The organism is Spartinivicinus marinus (genome assembly GCF_026309355.1).
In the GTDB taxonomy this organism is placed as follows: Bacteria; Pseudomonadota; Gammaproteobacteria; order Pseudomonadales; family Zooshikellaceae; genus Spartinivicinus; species Spartinivicinus marinus.
Map to the genome: position 1 here is coordinate 4,120,255 of NZ_JAPJZK010000001.1, position 14,817 is coordinate 4,135,071.

Genomic DNA, 14,817 nt, shown 5'->3' on the forward strand with positions numbered 1-14,817 from the left:
TGCTTAAAATTTACACAAAGATAAGAGTAGCAGGTGTTAATAGGGCTGCATCCTATAAATAGTATGCAGCTAACAGAATTGCTGTAGCTAATCGAATGGCAGCTTGATAGCTTATTGGCTTTTTAGTTGGCTTAGTTGCTGGCTCATATCCTTGAGCATTTGTTTAAGCTGCTTAATTTCTTGTTCTAGGGTTGCAAGCCTATCGTTATAACCTTGATCCAGATGGTTAACAACTTCAGAGCCAGGTTGCCGACGTTCAATTTTCATTGCGTAGCTACCTTGCTTATTAGCTTGGCTAATAATCGTTGGGTTGCCAAATTCATCTTGTTGGAAAGTCAGTTGGTGCTGCTTAAATATCTCTGTTAGGGCTGCTCTGGTTTTGTCATCCAGCCCCTGTTGTTTTAAAAACTCATCAACGGTTTGATCGCTAGCCAATATGGGGTTACTGAATGACAGGGCAGGTATAGCAGTGAGTATTGTTGTTAGTATTAAGCTATGTGGCTTCATATATTATATCCCTAATTATTGAAGCAGATATCTCCGATTAGCTACTATACGCCAGCAGGCGAGTAAATGCACTGTTTGGCTTGAGTGTTAAAGAGGAGTGTTTAATCTTTAGGGGTGCCCTTTGCCAGCGGATAACAATAAGGCGTGTATTTGCCTAAACGAAATGCTTTTAATTGTCGAGTACGGTAGTTCACAGGTTGGTTGTTACTGTCAAATATAGCCATAGTGCAGCTATTACTATCGGTATTAGCGGGTGATTGAAAAAGCGGTGTGTATTGTTCATTGGCGTTGGCATGAAACTCAACCACTATCTGACAAATATTATTGCCATAGGGAGGTGTTCCAACAAACCAGAAAGTATTCATTTTATTGGCAGGTATCTTAATTATTTGGGGGTGAAAGCTACTGCTTGCGTAATTAAAATATTCTCCCTTAGAGCAATTATTTTGATTGGTGAAGATAATTCCCTGATAAAAGGTTTTCAGGGTGGCAGTGGGACCATCAAAAGTCGGTTGATAAGTGGTGGCACAAGCAGACAGTAATGTAGAGCAAATTATGGTGAATATAGATTTGGTCATTGGGGTAGGTGACAATTAGAGGCTAAAACATGTGTATAAAAATTTTGTATAATATCTCACAAACCCGTTATATAAACAATAGTTTTGTTAAGCTTCAGTTGGCTTTTTATTAGTATTCAATCAAAAACATGATTTATTATTTGTAGATGCTTTGATTTAAGTGGCTGAATCTTTTTAATGGAAATCGGCTGATATAAAGTAAAATAAGAAAAAGAATAAAACAAAAACTATATGAAATAAGAAAAGCAACTGTGCTGCTTAGTTTATAGTGCCAGATCAGAGAGTCATTTAATGCTGTAACTAACGTTATTGGCTGTAGTAGTAGCGGGGTGCTACAGCAATCACAGCTATCAAACGATTTACCAATGAGAGACAAGATAAACCAAGTCATAGTAACTGAAAATAAACTACGGATTAATGTCCTTATTGATTTCATTTTATTAACACAGCAGCAAACAATTAATTAGTAGAGGAGCCCTTTAGTCGACAGGTAGGGTATTCAAGTGTGACAGGGCAGTCCACTCAAATAGTAAAGTATTATCCGGTGATACTTTGGGTTGCTGTAGTTAATACTAAGCATCAGTGATATCTAGCTTGGATATCACATCAGATAGTCAAGGCTTAAGTTATATGAGTTAAACTGGTTGCTTAGGCTTTTGACAAGAGCCTTATGCGGTTTTTTGCTCCAATAGCTCCACCAGCTGTTGTACTTGGCGTAAGCCATGTTCTGATATATCAATTACTTGAAAGCCTGCCCAGCTATGTTCAGGTGTATTACTCCCTTTTAACCACAGTAACTCGGCAGCCAGATCAATCGTATCTTTACCGCCAGCAGTAAATGATATTTTGATTTGGCATTGATATAGTCGGCTGACAGGAAGCGGTTTGGTCGTGATTAGCATAAAGCCTTCGGTAGAGATATTCACTAGCGCTCCCAGGCAGTCACCTGAAAGCGTGTCGTATACATTTACAGGTTGAATTGCTTCTGTCCGTAATAGCTGACGTTTTTCCATGGTAGATACCTATTTAAACCTGCTTATGCCATTACTTAGGCAAATGTTAAATAAAAATATTAAAAAATATCAGGCTAAGAAACACTAGCCGCTTGCTTCTTGCTTAAGCGTTTCAATACACTGTGGATAGTATCCAATGCACGATCCATCAGTGGAATTTTTTCTACATAACTAATTTCAGCGTCACCATTGGTAAGCTCTCTTGCTAATACTTCAATTGACTTAACAATAACTCGATTACCTGATTTATCGACAAACATATAATTCCAGGTTGTGGGGCTAAACCAGGACAGCTTCATATGGGTAGGTTTTTGTTTTACATTAAACTTAAACCAAGTACCAAACTCCAGTGCTTTTAATTGTTCAATTAGGCTTTCATCAATTCCCTCTAAGGTATTTGGTAGGTTTTCAGTGTCGTGCTCTACTTCTATACCTGCTGGCTCTGCTTCAACAGGTGTTGTTTGCTGTTTTATTTGGGGCTGGCTGGTAGTGACTGTTTCAGGCTTCATGTCTTTTGGAGGTTGAGCCTTTATAGCGGTTCGTTGACACAACACGATTGGTTTAATTGCTGCGGTAATATCGTTTGCCTGGTAACTGCCTAAAGCTATTAAAGTTTGCTTAATATCATGCATTAAATGAGGCTGACGCTCTTTCAGCAGCTGCTTTTCTTCCCCGGTATATTTGGGTAAGACACTCCAGAAAATCTCATCAACAATTTGCAGGGCTTTGCGCCAGGCAGGGCTATCAGTGCCATGGCGTAATAGAATAAACACCAAAACGTCATGCCATTGGGTTTTGATGAATTCGATAACCGCTGAAGGTATCTTATTATTCGTCGATAGTTTTTTGCTGATGACTAAATTGGCTCGATTGCGGGCAGCTACTAATTTATCCCTTCCTTTAGCTGCTTCAACAGCTCGTTTTTCAATGATATCGTTTTGTTTTTTGACTGTTTCAGTAAATGTTTTAAATTCAGCTACGAGCTCATCAAATAGACTGATATCACCACTAAAGTCTTTTACCACTCGTCGTACGATGTGTTGAATTTTTGCTAAAACACCGCGCTCGTCGTTTTTGGTGGGTGGCCATAAAACTGCAGCTTGAGCCATGGAATTTAACAACCGACGAGCAGGGTGTTGATGTTTTACAAACAGTTCCTTATCAAGCAATGCAATTTTTAGATAAGGCGTGTGCAAATGACTTAATGCTGTTTTACAGACATCAGGTAAGTTTTCGTCATCCAGAATGAAGTCAAACAGCATGCCGACCAAATCAATAATATCGGCATCGGCTTGAGCTATTGTATGGCTTTGGTTGCTCTGGTTTAGCTCATTAACAAAGTTTTGTTGAATCTGGTCAACCGGCTGAGCCTTTTCAAAATTGAGCTGATCTTCCTGTAGGCTACTTTTTTGTAAGGTACCAAGTGCAGAAAGTAACTCATCCTGACTAAAGGTTTCGGCATTGGGCTCATCAGTTAAGTCAGAAGAGTGAAGAATACTTTTAAAGTTACAGGGCTCGTTATCTACACCGACTAAATTATATTTACGTTGTAAGTCTATCAGTCCATTAATGGAATCAAATAATTGCTGACTCACTTCATCCCACTGCTCAGGCGCATGGGCAGCATAAGGGTTATTAGTGGTTAAAGCGTCAACAGCTGTATTTGCCAGTTTAGCGTGTTCGCTTGGTTGGCTTGGTGCTTCGTTCAGTGGTTCATCTAATTGTTCTTTTGTGGTGTTATTAGCGGCAATAGCGGCTGCAATTTTGGCAGCTTCACTTAAAGCGGTCATATCACTTTCATTGAGCTGTTGCGCATTAGACTGTTGTGGTTTTGACTTAGACTTATGCTCGCTAGTGGTTCCAGTATATTTTAAGTTTGGTAATATATTGGCCTCAATAAAATGGTTGTTAATAGCCTGATAAGTTGCAGGCAGTTTGGCAATAACATAAATGTCAAATAATTGATAAAGTGCTTCTTTTATTCGCCGATCAACTTGGATAGGTTGTAGTGCTTCGCTTAATACCTCAATAAGCTGTTTTGGGGCAATAGGGTTGGTTTCGTCGGTGACTTTCTGGCCTCCTACTAAAATAGATAACCGTTGATTCATACCATATAAAACTTCTGCACACTGTCCTGCCGCACGGGTGGCAATGTTAAGTAAGATCATCGATTCTTCATAAGCTTCATCATGAAGTACAGATAGTTCTTCAAATGTTATTTGTTGACCATCTTCAGCATCTATGGATTTTGGTGTAAAGGAATCAATGAAGTGTTGAAAGCGTGCGGACAGTTTTTGGTGAAAATCCCGCTCAACCTGTGGCCGCTGAATACGCAACTCTCGCATCCCATCAAAAAACAGCGACTGGATTTTATTGCTTTCAGCTTTGTCTGCTGCATCAAATAACGCATCATCAACATGGTCAAACATCTCTGCCAGTGCTTTGGCAGTAAAGTTCATCATAGACTTGCGACATGCCTGTAGTAGTTCGGCATGCTGATTATTGCCATCTCTAAACTGAGGGTGTTTGCTATGTAAGTTAACTACTTTGGAGTTATCCTGCTTGCTCATAGGGATCCTTGTGAAGTGAATCCATGCAAATCGTTGAGACTAATCTAAGATTCTAAGTAAAAGTAGCCGGAAGATAAATTTTAATAGAACGCTGGGCTACGGTCATACTCGTAATCAATATCACTGACTATATAAGCGGTAGCACTACTAACTACTACTAGTATAGTAGTTGCCTAGTTATTGCATTGGCAAACCAGTAAAACCACTTAGAATCTAGGATTTAGTTTAGTTACTAGGGCTGCGCACCCTTTAGGTAAGCATCAACTGACGCAGAAAAAAGATTAAGAATTTTTACTCTACCCCTTGACAGTTTTTCTCACTAAGGTATTATGCGCGCCACCAACGTTGAGGGGGCAGCCAAAACTGCTTCTAAAACAAGCTTCTAAAGCAGACATACTTTTAGTCTATAGGATCTTATAGTCTATAGGATTTTAAGTGAAAATCTGGTTAAATGAAGCTGGTCTCTTTACAGAGGATGATTAAACTAGTAAGTTATCCGTCCGCTGTTGAAGATCCCCGATAGCTCAGTTGGTAGAGCAAATGACTGTTAATCATTGGGTCACTGGTTCGAGTCCAGTTCGGGGAGCCACTCGGGGTATAGCGCAGTCTGGTAGCGCGCCTGCTTTGGGAGCAGGATGTCGGGAGTTCGAATCTCTCTACCCCGACCATTTTCTAAGGGTCGTTAGCTCAGTTGGTAGAGCAGTTGGCTTTTAACCAATTGGTCGCTGGTTCGAGTCCAGCACGACCCACCATTTCCAAATTCAGTCCTTGTAGTTAGCCCTTTCGATATTTTTAAATCCTCCCGTTTTCTGTTTCTTGTGATTGCCTAAGCTAATAGCTGGTTTTTGCTAGCTTACTATGCTGTTTAGATAAAACCAGCCAACTACTCTGCTTAATACACCAAAGCCAATGACTACTAAAGTAATGATAAAAAGTAACTTCATTGGCTTAAAGGGTTGTCGCTCTACTTGATTGACAGGGGTGTTAAGAAACTGCTCCACCCGTTTCATATCTTCTTTGGAAAGTTTGTTGTTGGTCATTTCACCCTCACCCCAACCCCCTCCCAGAGGGAGAGGGCGCTAAAAATGAGTTTCGCCCCCTCAGAAAAGAGGGAAGGAATAAAAACTACAGCATCTCAATTGCTACAGCGGTTGCTTCACCACCACCAATACATAGCGAAGCAACCCCACGTTGTTTGCCATAATGTTTTAACGCATACATTAAACTAATAATGATTCGTGAGCCGGTAGAGCCAATTGGATGGCCTTGGGCACAGGCACCACCATGCACGTTCACTTTTTCATGAGGTAAACCATGCTCTTGCATAGCGAGCATCGTCACCATGGCAAAGGCTTCATTCACTTCAAATAAGTCTATCTCGTCAGTACGCCAGCCGACTTTATTAAATAAGTTGGTCATCGCGCCTACTGGAGCGGTAGTAAATTGTGAGGGGTGTTGTGACTGAGTGGCATGACCAACAATTCTTGCCATCGCTTGAATACCCCGTGCCTGGGCCTCAGCTTCTGACATAAGGACCAAAGCAGATGCGCCGTCGGATATAGAGCTGGCGTTAGCCGCAGTAATTGTGCCGTCTTTACTAAATGCCGCTCGTAAGTGAGGAATTTTATCTAACTGAGCTTTTCCAGGCTGTTCGTCAACGTTAACAATTGTCTCCCCTTTACGAGTCTTAATGGTAACTGGTGTAACTTCTGCGTCCAGTTTGCCTGACTCAATCGCTTGCTGGGCTCGTTTTAACGAAGTAATAGCAAAATTATCCATATCTTCTCTGGATAGGTTATGTTTATCAGCGGTTTCTTGAGCAAAAGACCCCATCAAACGACCTGTTTCAGCATCCTCCAAACCATCTAAAAACATATGGTCTTTAACTTCAGCGTGGCCCATTCGATAACCACCGCGTGCTTTATCCAGTAAGTAAGGGGCATTGGACATACTCTCCATACCGCCAGCCACCATAATTTTATTTGTGCCTGCTTTAATTAGGTCATGGGCCAGCATAACGGCTTTCATTCCAGAGCCGCATAGTTTATTAATTGTTGTGCAACCAGTAGCAGGAGGGAGACCAGCTAATAATGATGCCTGACGAGCAGGACCTTGCTTTAATCCGGCAGGCAATACACAGCCCATAATCACTTCTTCAATTTCTTCTGGTTTCAGATGAGAACGGCTGATAGCTTCTTTTATTGCAGCAGCACCTAATTGTGGTGCAGTAACTAAGCTTAGTACACCTTGAAAGCCACCCATTGGGGTACGAGCACCATTGACGATAACAATCGAATCCTGACTCATGATCTATCCTAATTGGTGATAATAGCGTTATTTTTTGATATGACTTTATCGTGCTCCATCGTTTTTTGCTAGCCCAAAATATTTCAGCACTGTAAGTCAGTTAACGTATGCTAATGCTTGAGCAAGTGTAACAAAAAGGTAGATAAAGCTTTTACAGGAATATTAAACAGAAATACTAAAACAAGAAGGAATCTCAGGTAATGAAAACCAAGATCATTGACCCTACTCAATCTGCTTATAATTATCCCTTACTGCTGAAGCGACTGTTACTCTCTGGTGGTCGCTATGAACCCAATCGAGAGATTGTTTACCGCGATCAAACTCGTTACAACTATGCCACATTAAAAGAGCGTATTTGTCGGCTAGCCAACTTACTGGTAAAGGCAGGCGTAAAGCCAGGTGATGCGGTAGGGGTGTTGGAGTGGGATAGTCATCGTTATCTTGAATGTATGTTTGCAATCCCGATGATTGGAGCCATTATTCATACGGTTAATGTACGCCTATCGCCTGATCAGGTGTTGTATACGATGAGCCATGCAGACGACACATTGGTTCTAGTCAATGATGAGTTTTTACCGATTATTGAAGGTATTCATGATCAGCTAAAAACAGTTACTAACTATGTACTGTTGTCTGATAATAAAAATGCAGCAGTGCCTGACAAATTACCTTTTCTTGGCGAATATGAACAGTTATTGGCTGAGGCTGATTCGCACTATGATTTTCCGGATTTTGATGAAAATAGCGTAGCCACAACCTTTTATACAACAGGTACTACCGGTAACCCTAAAGGCGTGTACTTCACTCATCGACAGTTGGTTTTACATTCATTGGTTATCGCGCAGGCGTTAGGTACATTGTCTGGTCATGATTTAATGAAATCTTCTGATGTGTACATGCCAATTACCCCGATGTTTCATGTTCATGGCTGGGGGGTGCCTTATGCAGCAACCATGTTGGGAGCAAAGCAGGTTTATCCTGGACGTTATGAACCAGAAATGCTGCTCAAGCTGTATATGACAGAAAAAGTCTCTTTCTCTCATTGTGTGCCCACCATTATGTTTATGATTGTTCAGGCAGCTAAGGCCAATAATATTAAGTTTGATAACTGGAAGGTCTTAATTGGTGGTTCTGCATTACCAAAAGGGTTAGCTGTGGCTGCAAGAGAGGTGGGAATTCACCTAAATGGGGCTTATGGTATGTCCGAAACCTGTCCACTATTAGCCGTTGCCTATCTGAATGATGAGTTACAAGCTTTAAACCCAGATGAGCAATTAAACTATCGGATTAAAACGGGTATTCCTTCAGCATTGGTTGATTTAGAAGTAATGGATGAAAATGGCAAATTATTACCTCATGATGGCAAGTCAGTAGGCGAAATTGTGTGCCGTACGCCCTGGTTAACCCAAGGCTATTTTAAAGAACCAGAAAAAAGCGAAGATTTATGGCAGGGAGGTTGGTTGCATACCGGTGATATGGCTACTATTGATCAGCTAGGGTTTGTACAAATTTGCGATCGTATGAAAGACATTATCAAAACGGGAGGGGAGTGGATTTCATCCCTTGACTTAGAAAACCTGCTTTCACAGCACTCAGCAATAGCGGAAGCGGCTGTTGTGGGTATACCCGATAATCGTTGGGGAGAACGGCCTTTTGCCATGTTGGTGATAGAAAAAGATCAGACGGCAACAGCGGAAACGATTAAACAACATTTACAAAAATATGTTGATACAGGTGAAATTAATAAGTGGGCGATTCCTGATCGAATTGAATTTGTCGAGGCAATACCTAAAACCAGTGTAGGGAAAATAGATAAAAAGAAAATTCGAGCAGATATCGAATAAGCAGATACCAATCAAAAGTACTCTAAATAGTGCTTGACCGAAAAATCATAACTGATTGATAAATAAGATAATTCATCATAAATCCGTCATCGAAGATTGCTATATTAAGTCCTCATAAAAATGAATCGGCCTAGGTTTTTAGTTAAAACCAGCCAAACTTCGCGGAGAATACGATATGAGGCAAGTCCAAAACCCACAACTTCAATTCGGCCAAACAGATATTACCGAGATCAAGTTTGACCCGAAGTCTAGAGATGATGTGCCTCAATTGTTAAAGGGATTACAGTACATTTATATTACACCCGAAGTTAGAGAGCAGGTATTCACTATTTTAGAGGAGTCTATAGTGGGTAAAACGAATCCAAGACTTGGAAGGCCAGGCATGGAACTTTGGAAAATACTGGTGATGGGGGTTTTGCGCATCAACTTAAATTGTGACTATGATCGTTTGCATGAATTAGTGAATCAGCATCGAACTATTCGAGCGATGTTAGGGCATGGTGTCAATTGGGAAGATCTGACAGAATATCACTTGCAGACCATAAAAGATAACGTCTCTCTTTTGACCCCAGAAATTCTGGACAAAATTAACACAGTTGTCGTCGAGACAGGGCATAAACTGTTAAAAAAAAACGAAGAAGCAAGCCTTGAAGGGCGTTGTGACTCATTTGTGGTAGAAACAGCTGTTCATTATCCCACTGATATCAGTTTATTATGGGATGCAATGAGAAAAGTGATTAATCAACTAGCTGATATGGGCGAAAACTACCATTTAAGTGATTGGCGACAACATAGGCACAATCTGAAGTCACTTAAAAAATGCTTTAATCAGGCAAGGCAAAGCAACCAATCAAAAGCAAAAAATGCCGATGACAAGAAACGTGAGACACATATCAACTATCTGAATAAAGCGCAATGGTTTATTGATAAAGCTGAACTCACATTGGATAAGCTTAAAGCCATAGCAGCCCCGATTTGGTTATTACGAAATATTGCCAACAATCTTTCTCATGCTAAACGGCAGGTGTCGCAAATTCACAGGCGAGTAGTCGAAGATGAAAAAGTCCCAGCTGATGAAAAAGTTTACTCAATATTTCAACCTCACACTGAGTGGGTGAGCAAAGGGAAAGCAGGGGTACCAGTGGAATTAGGTATTAAAGTGTGTGTTATGGAATGTCAGCATGGCTTTATTCTTCACCATCGTGTGATGGAAAAAGAGCAAGATGTTGATGTTGCCATCGTCATGATCAGAGCAACCAAAGCTAAATTCCCTGAGCTCAACCAGTGCAGTTTTGATAAAGGGTTTCATTCACCTGAGAATCAGTTGAAGTTGGCCGAAGAATTAAATCGGGTAGTGCTGCCTAAAAAAGGACGTTTATCAAAAAAGGAAACAGAACGTGAAAACGATGAGGCTTTCAAAAAAGCAAGAAAGCAGCACTCAGCGGTTGAGTCTGCTATTAATGCGCTTGAAGTACATGGCCTTGACCGATGTCCAGATAGCGGTATTAATGGCTTCAGGCGTTACGTTTCATTTGCTGTATTAGCACGAAATATCCAAAAGTTAGGTGCCTTATTGTATAAACAAGAAAAAGAGGAGCAATACCGTCAAGCCAAAAGAATACGTAAAAAAGCAGCTTAATAGTCCTTAACTGAGATTTAAAATAATTTTCCAGTGAGCCTTTGCCTAACTGGCTAGGTTTGGCTGTCTGTGAAAAGACGATTCTAAAGAAGCTTGATCAAAAAACAACCTTATTTTATATACCCAAGTCAAAAACAGTCATAAATGAGTAATATTAACTTATAAGACCAAAATAGTTGCCCCTTCAACTGGCAAACTAGACTACTTTTCTGTCAGGCACTAAATAGATATTACTACTCTTAAAGGGACTTATTGTCTAAAGGGATTTATTGTCTTTTAGAATTAATTTATGGTCTTTAAGAGTAGTATACCCAATCGTGAAGGGTATATACCAACCACGAGTCATTGCCCATCAGCTACACTTAATGGGATCAAAATCGGCTTTCGTTTTCCCAAGGAGGGGGTATGTCGTCGCAACATACCATCGCAATTTATGATGAGTCATTCAATGGTCCTTTAACCCAACGGCTTACTAAGTACTTTGAAGTAATCCCTTTAAAGGTTGCTGATGACTGTTTTACTGCTGCTGAAAATCCGGCTGTTGATGTCATTGTGTTACGGGTGATAGGGAGTGATGAGCAGCTATTAACCTTGTGCCAGCAGCTTTATGAGTTTGATCAAGGCAATAATATTTCAGTGGTATTAGTAGCTGATTGCCAGGAGCTGGACTTTAAAGTGAAAGCGCTGGAAATGGGATGCCATGACTTAATAGCAAGCACAGTGTCAGATCAAGAGCTGAGTGCTCGCATAACAAAAGAGATATTCCACTCGATTGCCAGCCGGCAATTGAAGAAAAGATTGCAGTTAAAAATACCTGAGTTTGCTGAAGATAAGCAAAAATTTTTGCTAAATACGGTTATCGATTTTACCTTAGAGGCACTGCAGACAGAGAATATTGATGAGTTGAGTCAGCAATTATTTAAAACCATGAGGGCTTTTAATTTGGAGTGTAGCTTGCAATTGCGTTGTCATAATTCAGTAAAGAATATGGAGGCGCATGGTATGGCTAAGGCGCTGGAGTCGCAGTTGCTTGATCAATTAAAAGGAATGGGAAAGCGCTATCAGTTTGGTAAAAAAATGGTATTTAATTATGGTGATGTTTCATTGTTGGTAAAATTTATTCCTGAGCAAATTGAGCAAGATAAAGACTTAGTTTTCACTTTGATTGAAAAAATTCTTCAAGTTATTGATCGTCAGCTGTCTGTGCTAGAAGAGAGAAGCCTACTGAAAGAACAGCGAGAAATAATGAAAATGTTAGTTCTGAGGGTTCATCGTTATGTGCAAAAGACAGGGGATAGTTGTCAAGAAGTGGTACAACAAGTGGCGACTATGACGGAAAAGACCACTCAACATTTGGTGCAGGCTATTGCTCGTTTACCCATTGATGATAATGACCTGAGTTATTGTGAAGGAATTATTAACCATAATACCCATCAGTTTAACACACTGCTTGAGCGGGGTAGTTGCTTAGATGAAGACTTTGAGCAGATGATATGTCAGATGGCAGATATCGTTCTTTCTAATAAAGCCACTGATCGTGTGAGACTAATCTCGGAGTTACTGACCAGAAAGCCCGTTTAAATTGGAGTTCTTATTCAAGAAAAGGGGGGGCAGTTTATCGAAAGTGCAAGACACTCGGTAGATAGGTACTGGTATTATGTTTTTAGGTATACTCATTCACGAGTGATTTTTAAGCTTCGCTATTATCACTAAACACCATGGAAGGTATGAGCGCAGTTCACCTGTTATATAGGCTTATGGGCTTCGTTATTCGATGACCACACCTAAAAACCACTCGTATTGGGTATATATCTTTTTTATGCCGATTTCACAAACTTTGATCGTTTACTTTTTGTCATCAAACAATGAGGTTACAATCGGCTGAACTAAAAAAGTGGCCAGTGGGTCACTATTGCTTTATGAAAGTAATCCACTTTTTGTATAGGATGCTTATATGATAAAGAAAATTGCTGCAACAACTTTGGCTGTAACAGTGCTGGCGGGCTGCCAAACGACCAACCCTTATACCGGAGAGGATGAGTTTAATAAAACCTCAAAATACGGTGGTATTGGTGCACTAGCCGGTGCTGTAGTGGGTGGTTTGGCTGATGGTAAAAAAGGTGCACTTAAAGGTGCAGCTGTAGGTGCTGCGGCAGGTGCCGGGTACGGTTACTATGTTGACCGGCAAGAAGACAAGCTAAGAGCGCAACTTCGTGGTACAGGCGTGCGAGTGCAGCGCCAGGGCAACCATATACGCCTGATCATGCCTGGTAACATTACCTTTAATACAAACTCATACGACATTCAGGCTGGGTTCTATCGAGTGCTTAACTCAGTATCAACTGTATTGAAAGAGTTTGATAAGAATGGTGTCGAAGTTGTTGGACACACTGATAGTACTGGTGGCTATCAATACAACCAGCAACTGTCGCAGAAACGGGCGCAAAGTGTTGCCAGTTACTTGATCAACCAAGGTGTGACGCCAAACCGAGTCAGTTATTATGGTGCGGGTCCTGATAACCCCATTGCTGATAATAGCTCAGCGGGTGGTCGTCAGCAGAATCGCCGGGTAGAGATCAACCTGCAACCCCCTGCTCAGAATTAATCTTTTCTACTAGCCAGAAGGTAGGCTTTACCTTCTGGCTAGTTTGATTGCTAGTGCTGCTACAAATCCCCATACCCAATTAAAAAATACGACAAATACGGGTGTCAGTAACCCAAGCTCAAGGCCAGCCATACCTTTATGGGCTTTATAGGGGAATACTACAAATAGTTGGACGGCAGTTGGACCTAAGCTCAATAGCGTGCCTTTAAGCAACAGCTTAGATTTCATAAAAGGTAATAAAAACAGCAGTCCCCAGATACCACCCCATACAATACGTGGGTAAAGCCAATCAGGGCTGAGAAAAGGGGCAATAGCAACATCCATTGCTCTGGTAATCCCGAAATAGCCAAATGACCAAACTGCTAAGCTATTGGCAAGAGCACCCAAACAACCTGCCGAGAAATAAATCATGAGTTTTTTCATTGATATGCCATCAATTAGTTATGAGCTTAGTTGGTCGTAGGTCAACTCTGCCAACCCCAGTAATTGATCACGCGGTAATTCACCTGTTAATGCATAACCTAATTCGCGGTCTACCCAATAGAATACACCTACCTTATTAGTTTGGGTGTAATGAAAGGCAGTTTCACGATTTTCTGCTGCATCATGGCGTACATAAAGAGTAAGGCGATTGCCAGCATTATTTTCGTACATAAAATGCGCAACTGGGCCTTTGTCGCCAGGTAATAGGCGCCCGCCGATTAAACGGTAACCACGGCTTGTTAGCTGAGGAATACGCAGTTGAATACCTAAGCGCTTTGAAAGCCATTTAACAAGGTGAGCTTCTTGATCTGCTCCGACTTCAACGGGGTGGCGCACTTCAGGGGTGTAAACCACATGCGCTAAAGTAGCCTGTTGAGCAATGGGTAAAAACGAGGGTGGAGGGTTGGCAGCAATAGGAGGAATATGTTGTTCTTGGATGTGTTTGTCTTGAAGATTAAAGCCCACTATTCCACCGAAAGTCATCCAGGCAACGGCGGCAGCAACCCGAAACCAAGCTGGTCTCTGGGCAGCAGGGCGGCGAGCAGCGAGTTTTAAATGATCTGGGATGGGGGCTGATAATTCTGCGGTAAACGTTTGCTGAATTAACTGTTGTTGCTTTTTCCAGTTATTTACTTGATTTGCTTCTTCAGGATGCTCTGCTAGCCACTGCTCCAGCTCATGCCGACGAGCTGGATCCAGTTGGTTGTCCACATAGGCATGTAGTTCATTTTCACTTGGCTTGTTCATTTCACAATCCTCAGCGAATGTGGATGGTTATCATTGCTTGGATTATTGTTGTTAGCAAGAATTGTGGCCAGCTTGGCGCGGGCGCGCGAGAGTCTCGACATCACTGTCCCTTGGGGAGTACCGAGAATTTTGGCTGCATCAGCATAGGAATATTCCTCAAGCGTGACCAGCAGCAGCACTTCTCGCTGCTCCGTTGGTAGCTGGGCAATAGCTACTCGGATATCACGGATTTCCAGAGCATCAGTTTGGGTGGCCCGGCTGCTGGGTTCTTCACTGAGCTCATGATAAGGGTCTGATGGTGGTGTGCGGCTACGATATTGGTTAACAAATACGTTGTGCATAATGGTCATTAACCATCTATCCAGCCGGCTACCACGTCTAAATAATGATAGCTTTCTCCAGCCCCTTTCCAACGTGTCTTGCACTAGGTCATCTGCTGCGTGTTGGTCACCTGTCAAAGCAATAGCATAACGGCGCAAGCGGGGTAAATGAGCCTCAAAGCTATCCATACATCACCTCAAGAA

General features: G+C 41.5%; 13 protein-coding genes and 3 tRNA genes. 7 read left to right on the forward strand and 9 right to left on the reverse strand.

The window, feature by feature from the left end; translation table 11 throughout:
* Positions 1 to 111: 111 nt before the first annotated feature.
* The 4 genes from OQE68_RS18715 to OQE68_RS18730 form a co-directional block, all read right to left on the reverse strand.
* A complete protein-coding gene (locus OQE68_RS18715) occupies positions 112 to 507 on the reverse strand; it encodes a hypothetical protein (RefSeq protein ID WP_180571399.1) in 396 nt (131 codons plus the stop codon).
* Between the two features lie 101 nt (positions 508 to 608).
* Complete coding sequence (locus OQE68_RS18720; RefSeq protein WP_180571398.1) at positions 609 to 1,085, reverse strand: hypothetical protein; 477 nt, start codon at positions 1,083 to 1,085, stop codon at positions 609 to 611.
* Positions 1,086 to 1,753: 668 nt separating this feature from the next.
* Positions 1,754 to 2,098: a PilZ domain-containing protein gene (locus tag OQE68_RS18725; protein WP_180571397.1), complete on the reverse strand. Its 345-nt coding sequence runs from the start codon at positions 2,096 to 2,098 to the stop codon at positions 1,754 to 1,756.
* 74 nt (positions 2,099 to 2,172) lie between these two features.
* Positions 2,173 to 4,668, reverse strand: coding sequence for a DUF1631 domain-containing protein (locus OQE68_RS18730; protein WP_180571396.1), 2,496 nt, complete (start codon positions 4,666 to 4,668; stop codon positions 2,173 to 2,175).
* 513 nt (positions 4,669 to 5,181) lie between these two features.
* On the opposite strand from OQE68_RS18730, the gene OQE68_RS18735 reads away from it, so the two are divergent.
* From OQE68_RS18735 to OQE68_RS18745, 3 genes are all read left to right on the forward strand, one after another.
* Positions 5,182 to 5,257 (forward strand) — tRNA-Asn (locus OQE68_RS18735).
* 2 nt (positions 5,258 to 5,259) lie between these two features.
* Positions 5,260 to 5,336: transfer RNA gene (locus OQE68_RS18740), tRNA-Pro, on the forward strand.
* Between the two features lie 8 nt (positions 5,337 to 5,344).
* Positions 5,345 to 5,420 (forward strand) — tRNA-Lys (locus OQE68_RS18745).
* A 96-nt stretch (positions 5,421 to 5,516) separates the two neighbouring features.
* Here the strand turns inward: OQE68_RS18745 and OQE68_RS18750 are convergent.
* Positions 5,517 to 5,708, reverse strand: coding sequence for a DUF3094 family protein (locus OQE68_RS18750; RefSeq protein WP_180571395.1), 192 nt, complete (start codon positions 5,706 to 5,708; stop codon positions 5,517 to 5,519).
* Positions 5,709 to 5,793: 85 nt separating this feature from the next.
* On the reverse strand, positions 5,794 to 6,975 hold the full coding sequence (locus OQE68_RS18755; protein WP_180571394.1) for an acetyl-CoA C-acyltransferase: 1,182 nt from the start codon (positions 6,973 to 6,975) through the stop codon (positions 5,794 to 5,796).
* Between the two features lie 200 nt (positions 6,976 to 7,175).
* Between OQE68_RS18755 and OQE68_RS18760 the strand changes: the two genes are divergently transcribed.
* The 4 genes from OQE68_RS18760 to OQE68_RS18775 all read left to right on the forward strand — a co-directional run bounded on the left by OQE68_RS18760 (position 7,176) and on the right by OQE68_RS18775 (position 13,063).
* A complete protein-coding gene (locus OQE68_RS18760) occupies positions 7,176 to 8,819 on the forward strand; it encodes a fatty acid--CoA ligase (RefSeq protein WP_180571393.1) in 1,644 nt (547 codons plus the stop codon).
* Positions 8,820 to 8,994: 175 nt separating this feature from the next.
* Positions 8,995 to 10,458 carry an ISNCY family transposase gene (locus tag OQE68_RS18765; RefSeq protein ID WP_266195432.1) on the forward strand — a complete coding sequence of 488 codons (1,464 nt, stop codon included), beginning with the start codon at positions 8,995 to 8,997 and terminating at the stop codon, positions 10,456 to 10,458.
* A gap of 405 nt (positions 10,459 to 10,863) precedes the next feature.
* Entirely contained in the window at positions 10,864 to 12,039 is a 1,176-nt protein-coding gene (locus OQE68_RS18770; protein ID WP_180567610.1) for a response regulator, read from the forward strand.
* 373 nt (positions 12,040 to 12,412) lie between these two features.
* Positions 12,413 to 13,063: a YiaD family glycine zipper/OmpA-like lipoprotein gene (locus OQE68_RS18775; protein WP_219339962.1), complete on the forward strand. Its 651-nt coding sequence runs from the start codon at positions 12,413 to 12,415 to the stop codon at positions 13,061 to 13,063.
* A 27-nt stretch (positions 13,064 to 13,090) separates the two neighbouring features.
* Here OQE68_RS18775 and OQE68_RS18780 read toward each other — a convergent pair whose 3' ends face one another.
* From OQE68_RS18780 to OQE68_RS18790, 3 genes are read right to left on the reverse strand one after another with little or no spacing between them, the layout of a single operon-like run.
* Positions 13,091 to 13,486 carry a hypothetical protein gene (locus OQE68_RS18780; RefSeq protein ID WP_180567611.1) on the reverse strand — a complete coding sequence of 132 codons (396 nt, stop codon included), beginning with the start codon at positions 13,484 to 13,486 and terminating at the stop codon, positions 13,091 to 13,093.
* An 18-nt stretch (positions 13,487 to 13,504) separates the two neighbouring features.
* Positions 13,505 to 14,293, reverse strand: a complete 789-nt coding sequence (locus tag OQE68_RS18785; RefSeq protein ID WP_180567612.1) for an anti-sigma factor family protein — start codon at positions 14,291 to 14,293, stop codon at positions 13,505 to 13,507.
* A complete protein-coding gene (locus tag OQE68_RS18790) occupies positions 14,290 to 14,802 on the reverse strand; it encodes an RNA polymerase sigma factor (RefSeq protein WP_180567613.1) in 513 nt (170 codons plus the stop codon). Before OQE68_RS18790 ends, OQE68_RS18785 begins: the two co-directional genes overlap by 4 nt.
* Between the last annotated feature and the right edge of the window lie 15 nt (positions 14,803 to 14,817).

Excerpts from the sequence above, each read along its gene's own strand:
- OQE68_RS18770 (WP_180567610.1), top strand. The coding sequence starts at position 10,864 with ATGTCGTCGCAACATACCATCGCAATTTATGATGAGTCATTCAATGGT.
- OQE68_RS18720 (WP_180571398.1), bottom strand. The coding sequence starts at position 1,085 with ATGACCAAATCTATATTCACCATAATTTGCTCTACATTACTGTCTGCT.
- OQE68_RS18730 (WP_180571396.1), bottom strand. The coding sequence starts at position 4,668 with ATGAGCAAGCAGGATAACTCCAAAGTAGTTAACTTACATAGCAAACAC.
- OQE68_RS18750 (WP_180571395.1), bottom strand. The coding sequence starts at position 5,708 with ATGACCAACAACAAACTTTCCAAAGAAGATATGAAACGGGTGGAGCAG.
- OQE68_RS18775 (WP_219339962.1), top strand. The coding sequence starts at position 12,413 with ATGATAAAGAAAATTGCTGCAACAACTTTGGCTGTAACAGTGCTGGCG.
- OQE68_RS18780 (WP_180567611.1), bottom strand. The coding sequence starts at position 13,486 with ATGAAAAAACTCATGATTTATTTCTCGGCAGGTTGTTTGGGTGCTCTT.
- OQE68_RS18765 (WP_266195432.1), top strand. The coding sequence starts at position 8,995 with ATGAGGCAAGTCCAAAACCCACAACTTCAATTCGGCCAAACAGATATT.
- OQE68_RS18785 (WP_180567612.1), bottom strand. The coding sequence starts at position 14,293 with ATGAACAAGCCAAGTGAAAATGAACTACATGCCTATGTGGACAACCAA.
- OQE68_RS18715 (WP_180571399.1), bottom strand. The coding sequence starts at position 507 with ATGAAGCCACATAGCTTAATACTAACAACAATACTCACTGCTATACCT.
- OQE68_RS18790 (WP_180567613.1), bottom strand. The coding sequence starts at position 14,802 with ATGGATAGCTTTGAGGCTCATTTACCCCGCTTGCGCCGTTATGCTATT.
- OQE68_RS18725 (WP_180571397.1), bottom strand. The coding sequence starts at position 2,098 with ATGGAAAAACGTCAGCTATTACGGACAGAAGCAATTCAACCTGTAAAT.
- OQE68_RS18760 (WP_180571393.1), top strand. The coding sequence starts at position 7,176 with ATGAAAACCAAGATCATTGACCCTACTCAATCTGCTTATAATTATCCC.
- OQE68_RS18755 (WP_180571394.1), bottom strand. The coding sequence starts at position 6,975 with ATGAGTCAGGATTCGATTGTTATCGTCAATGGTGCTCGTACCCCAATG.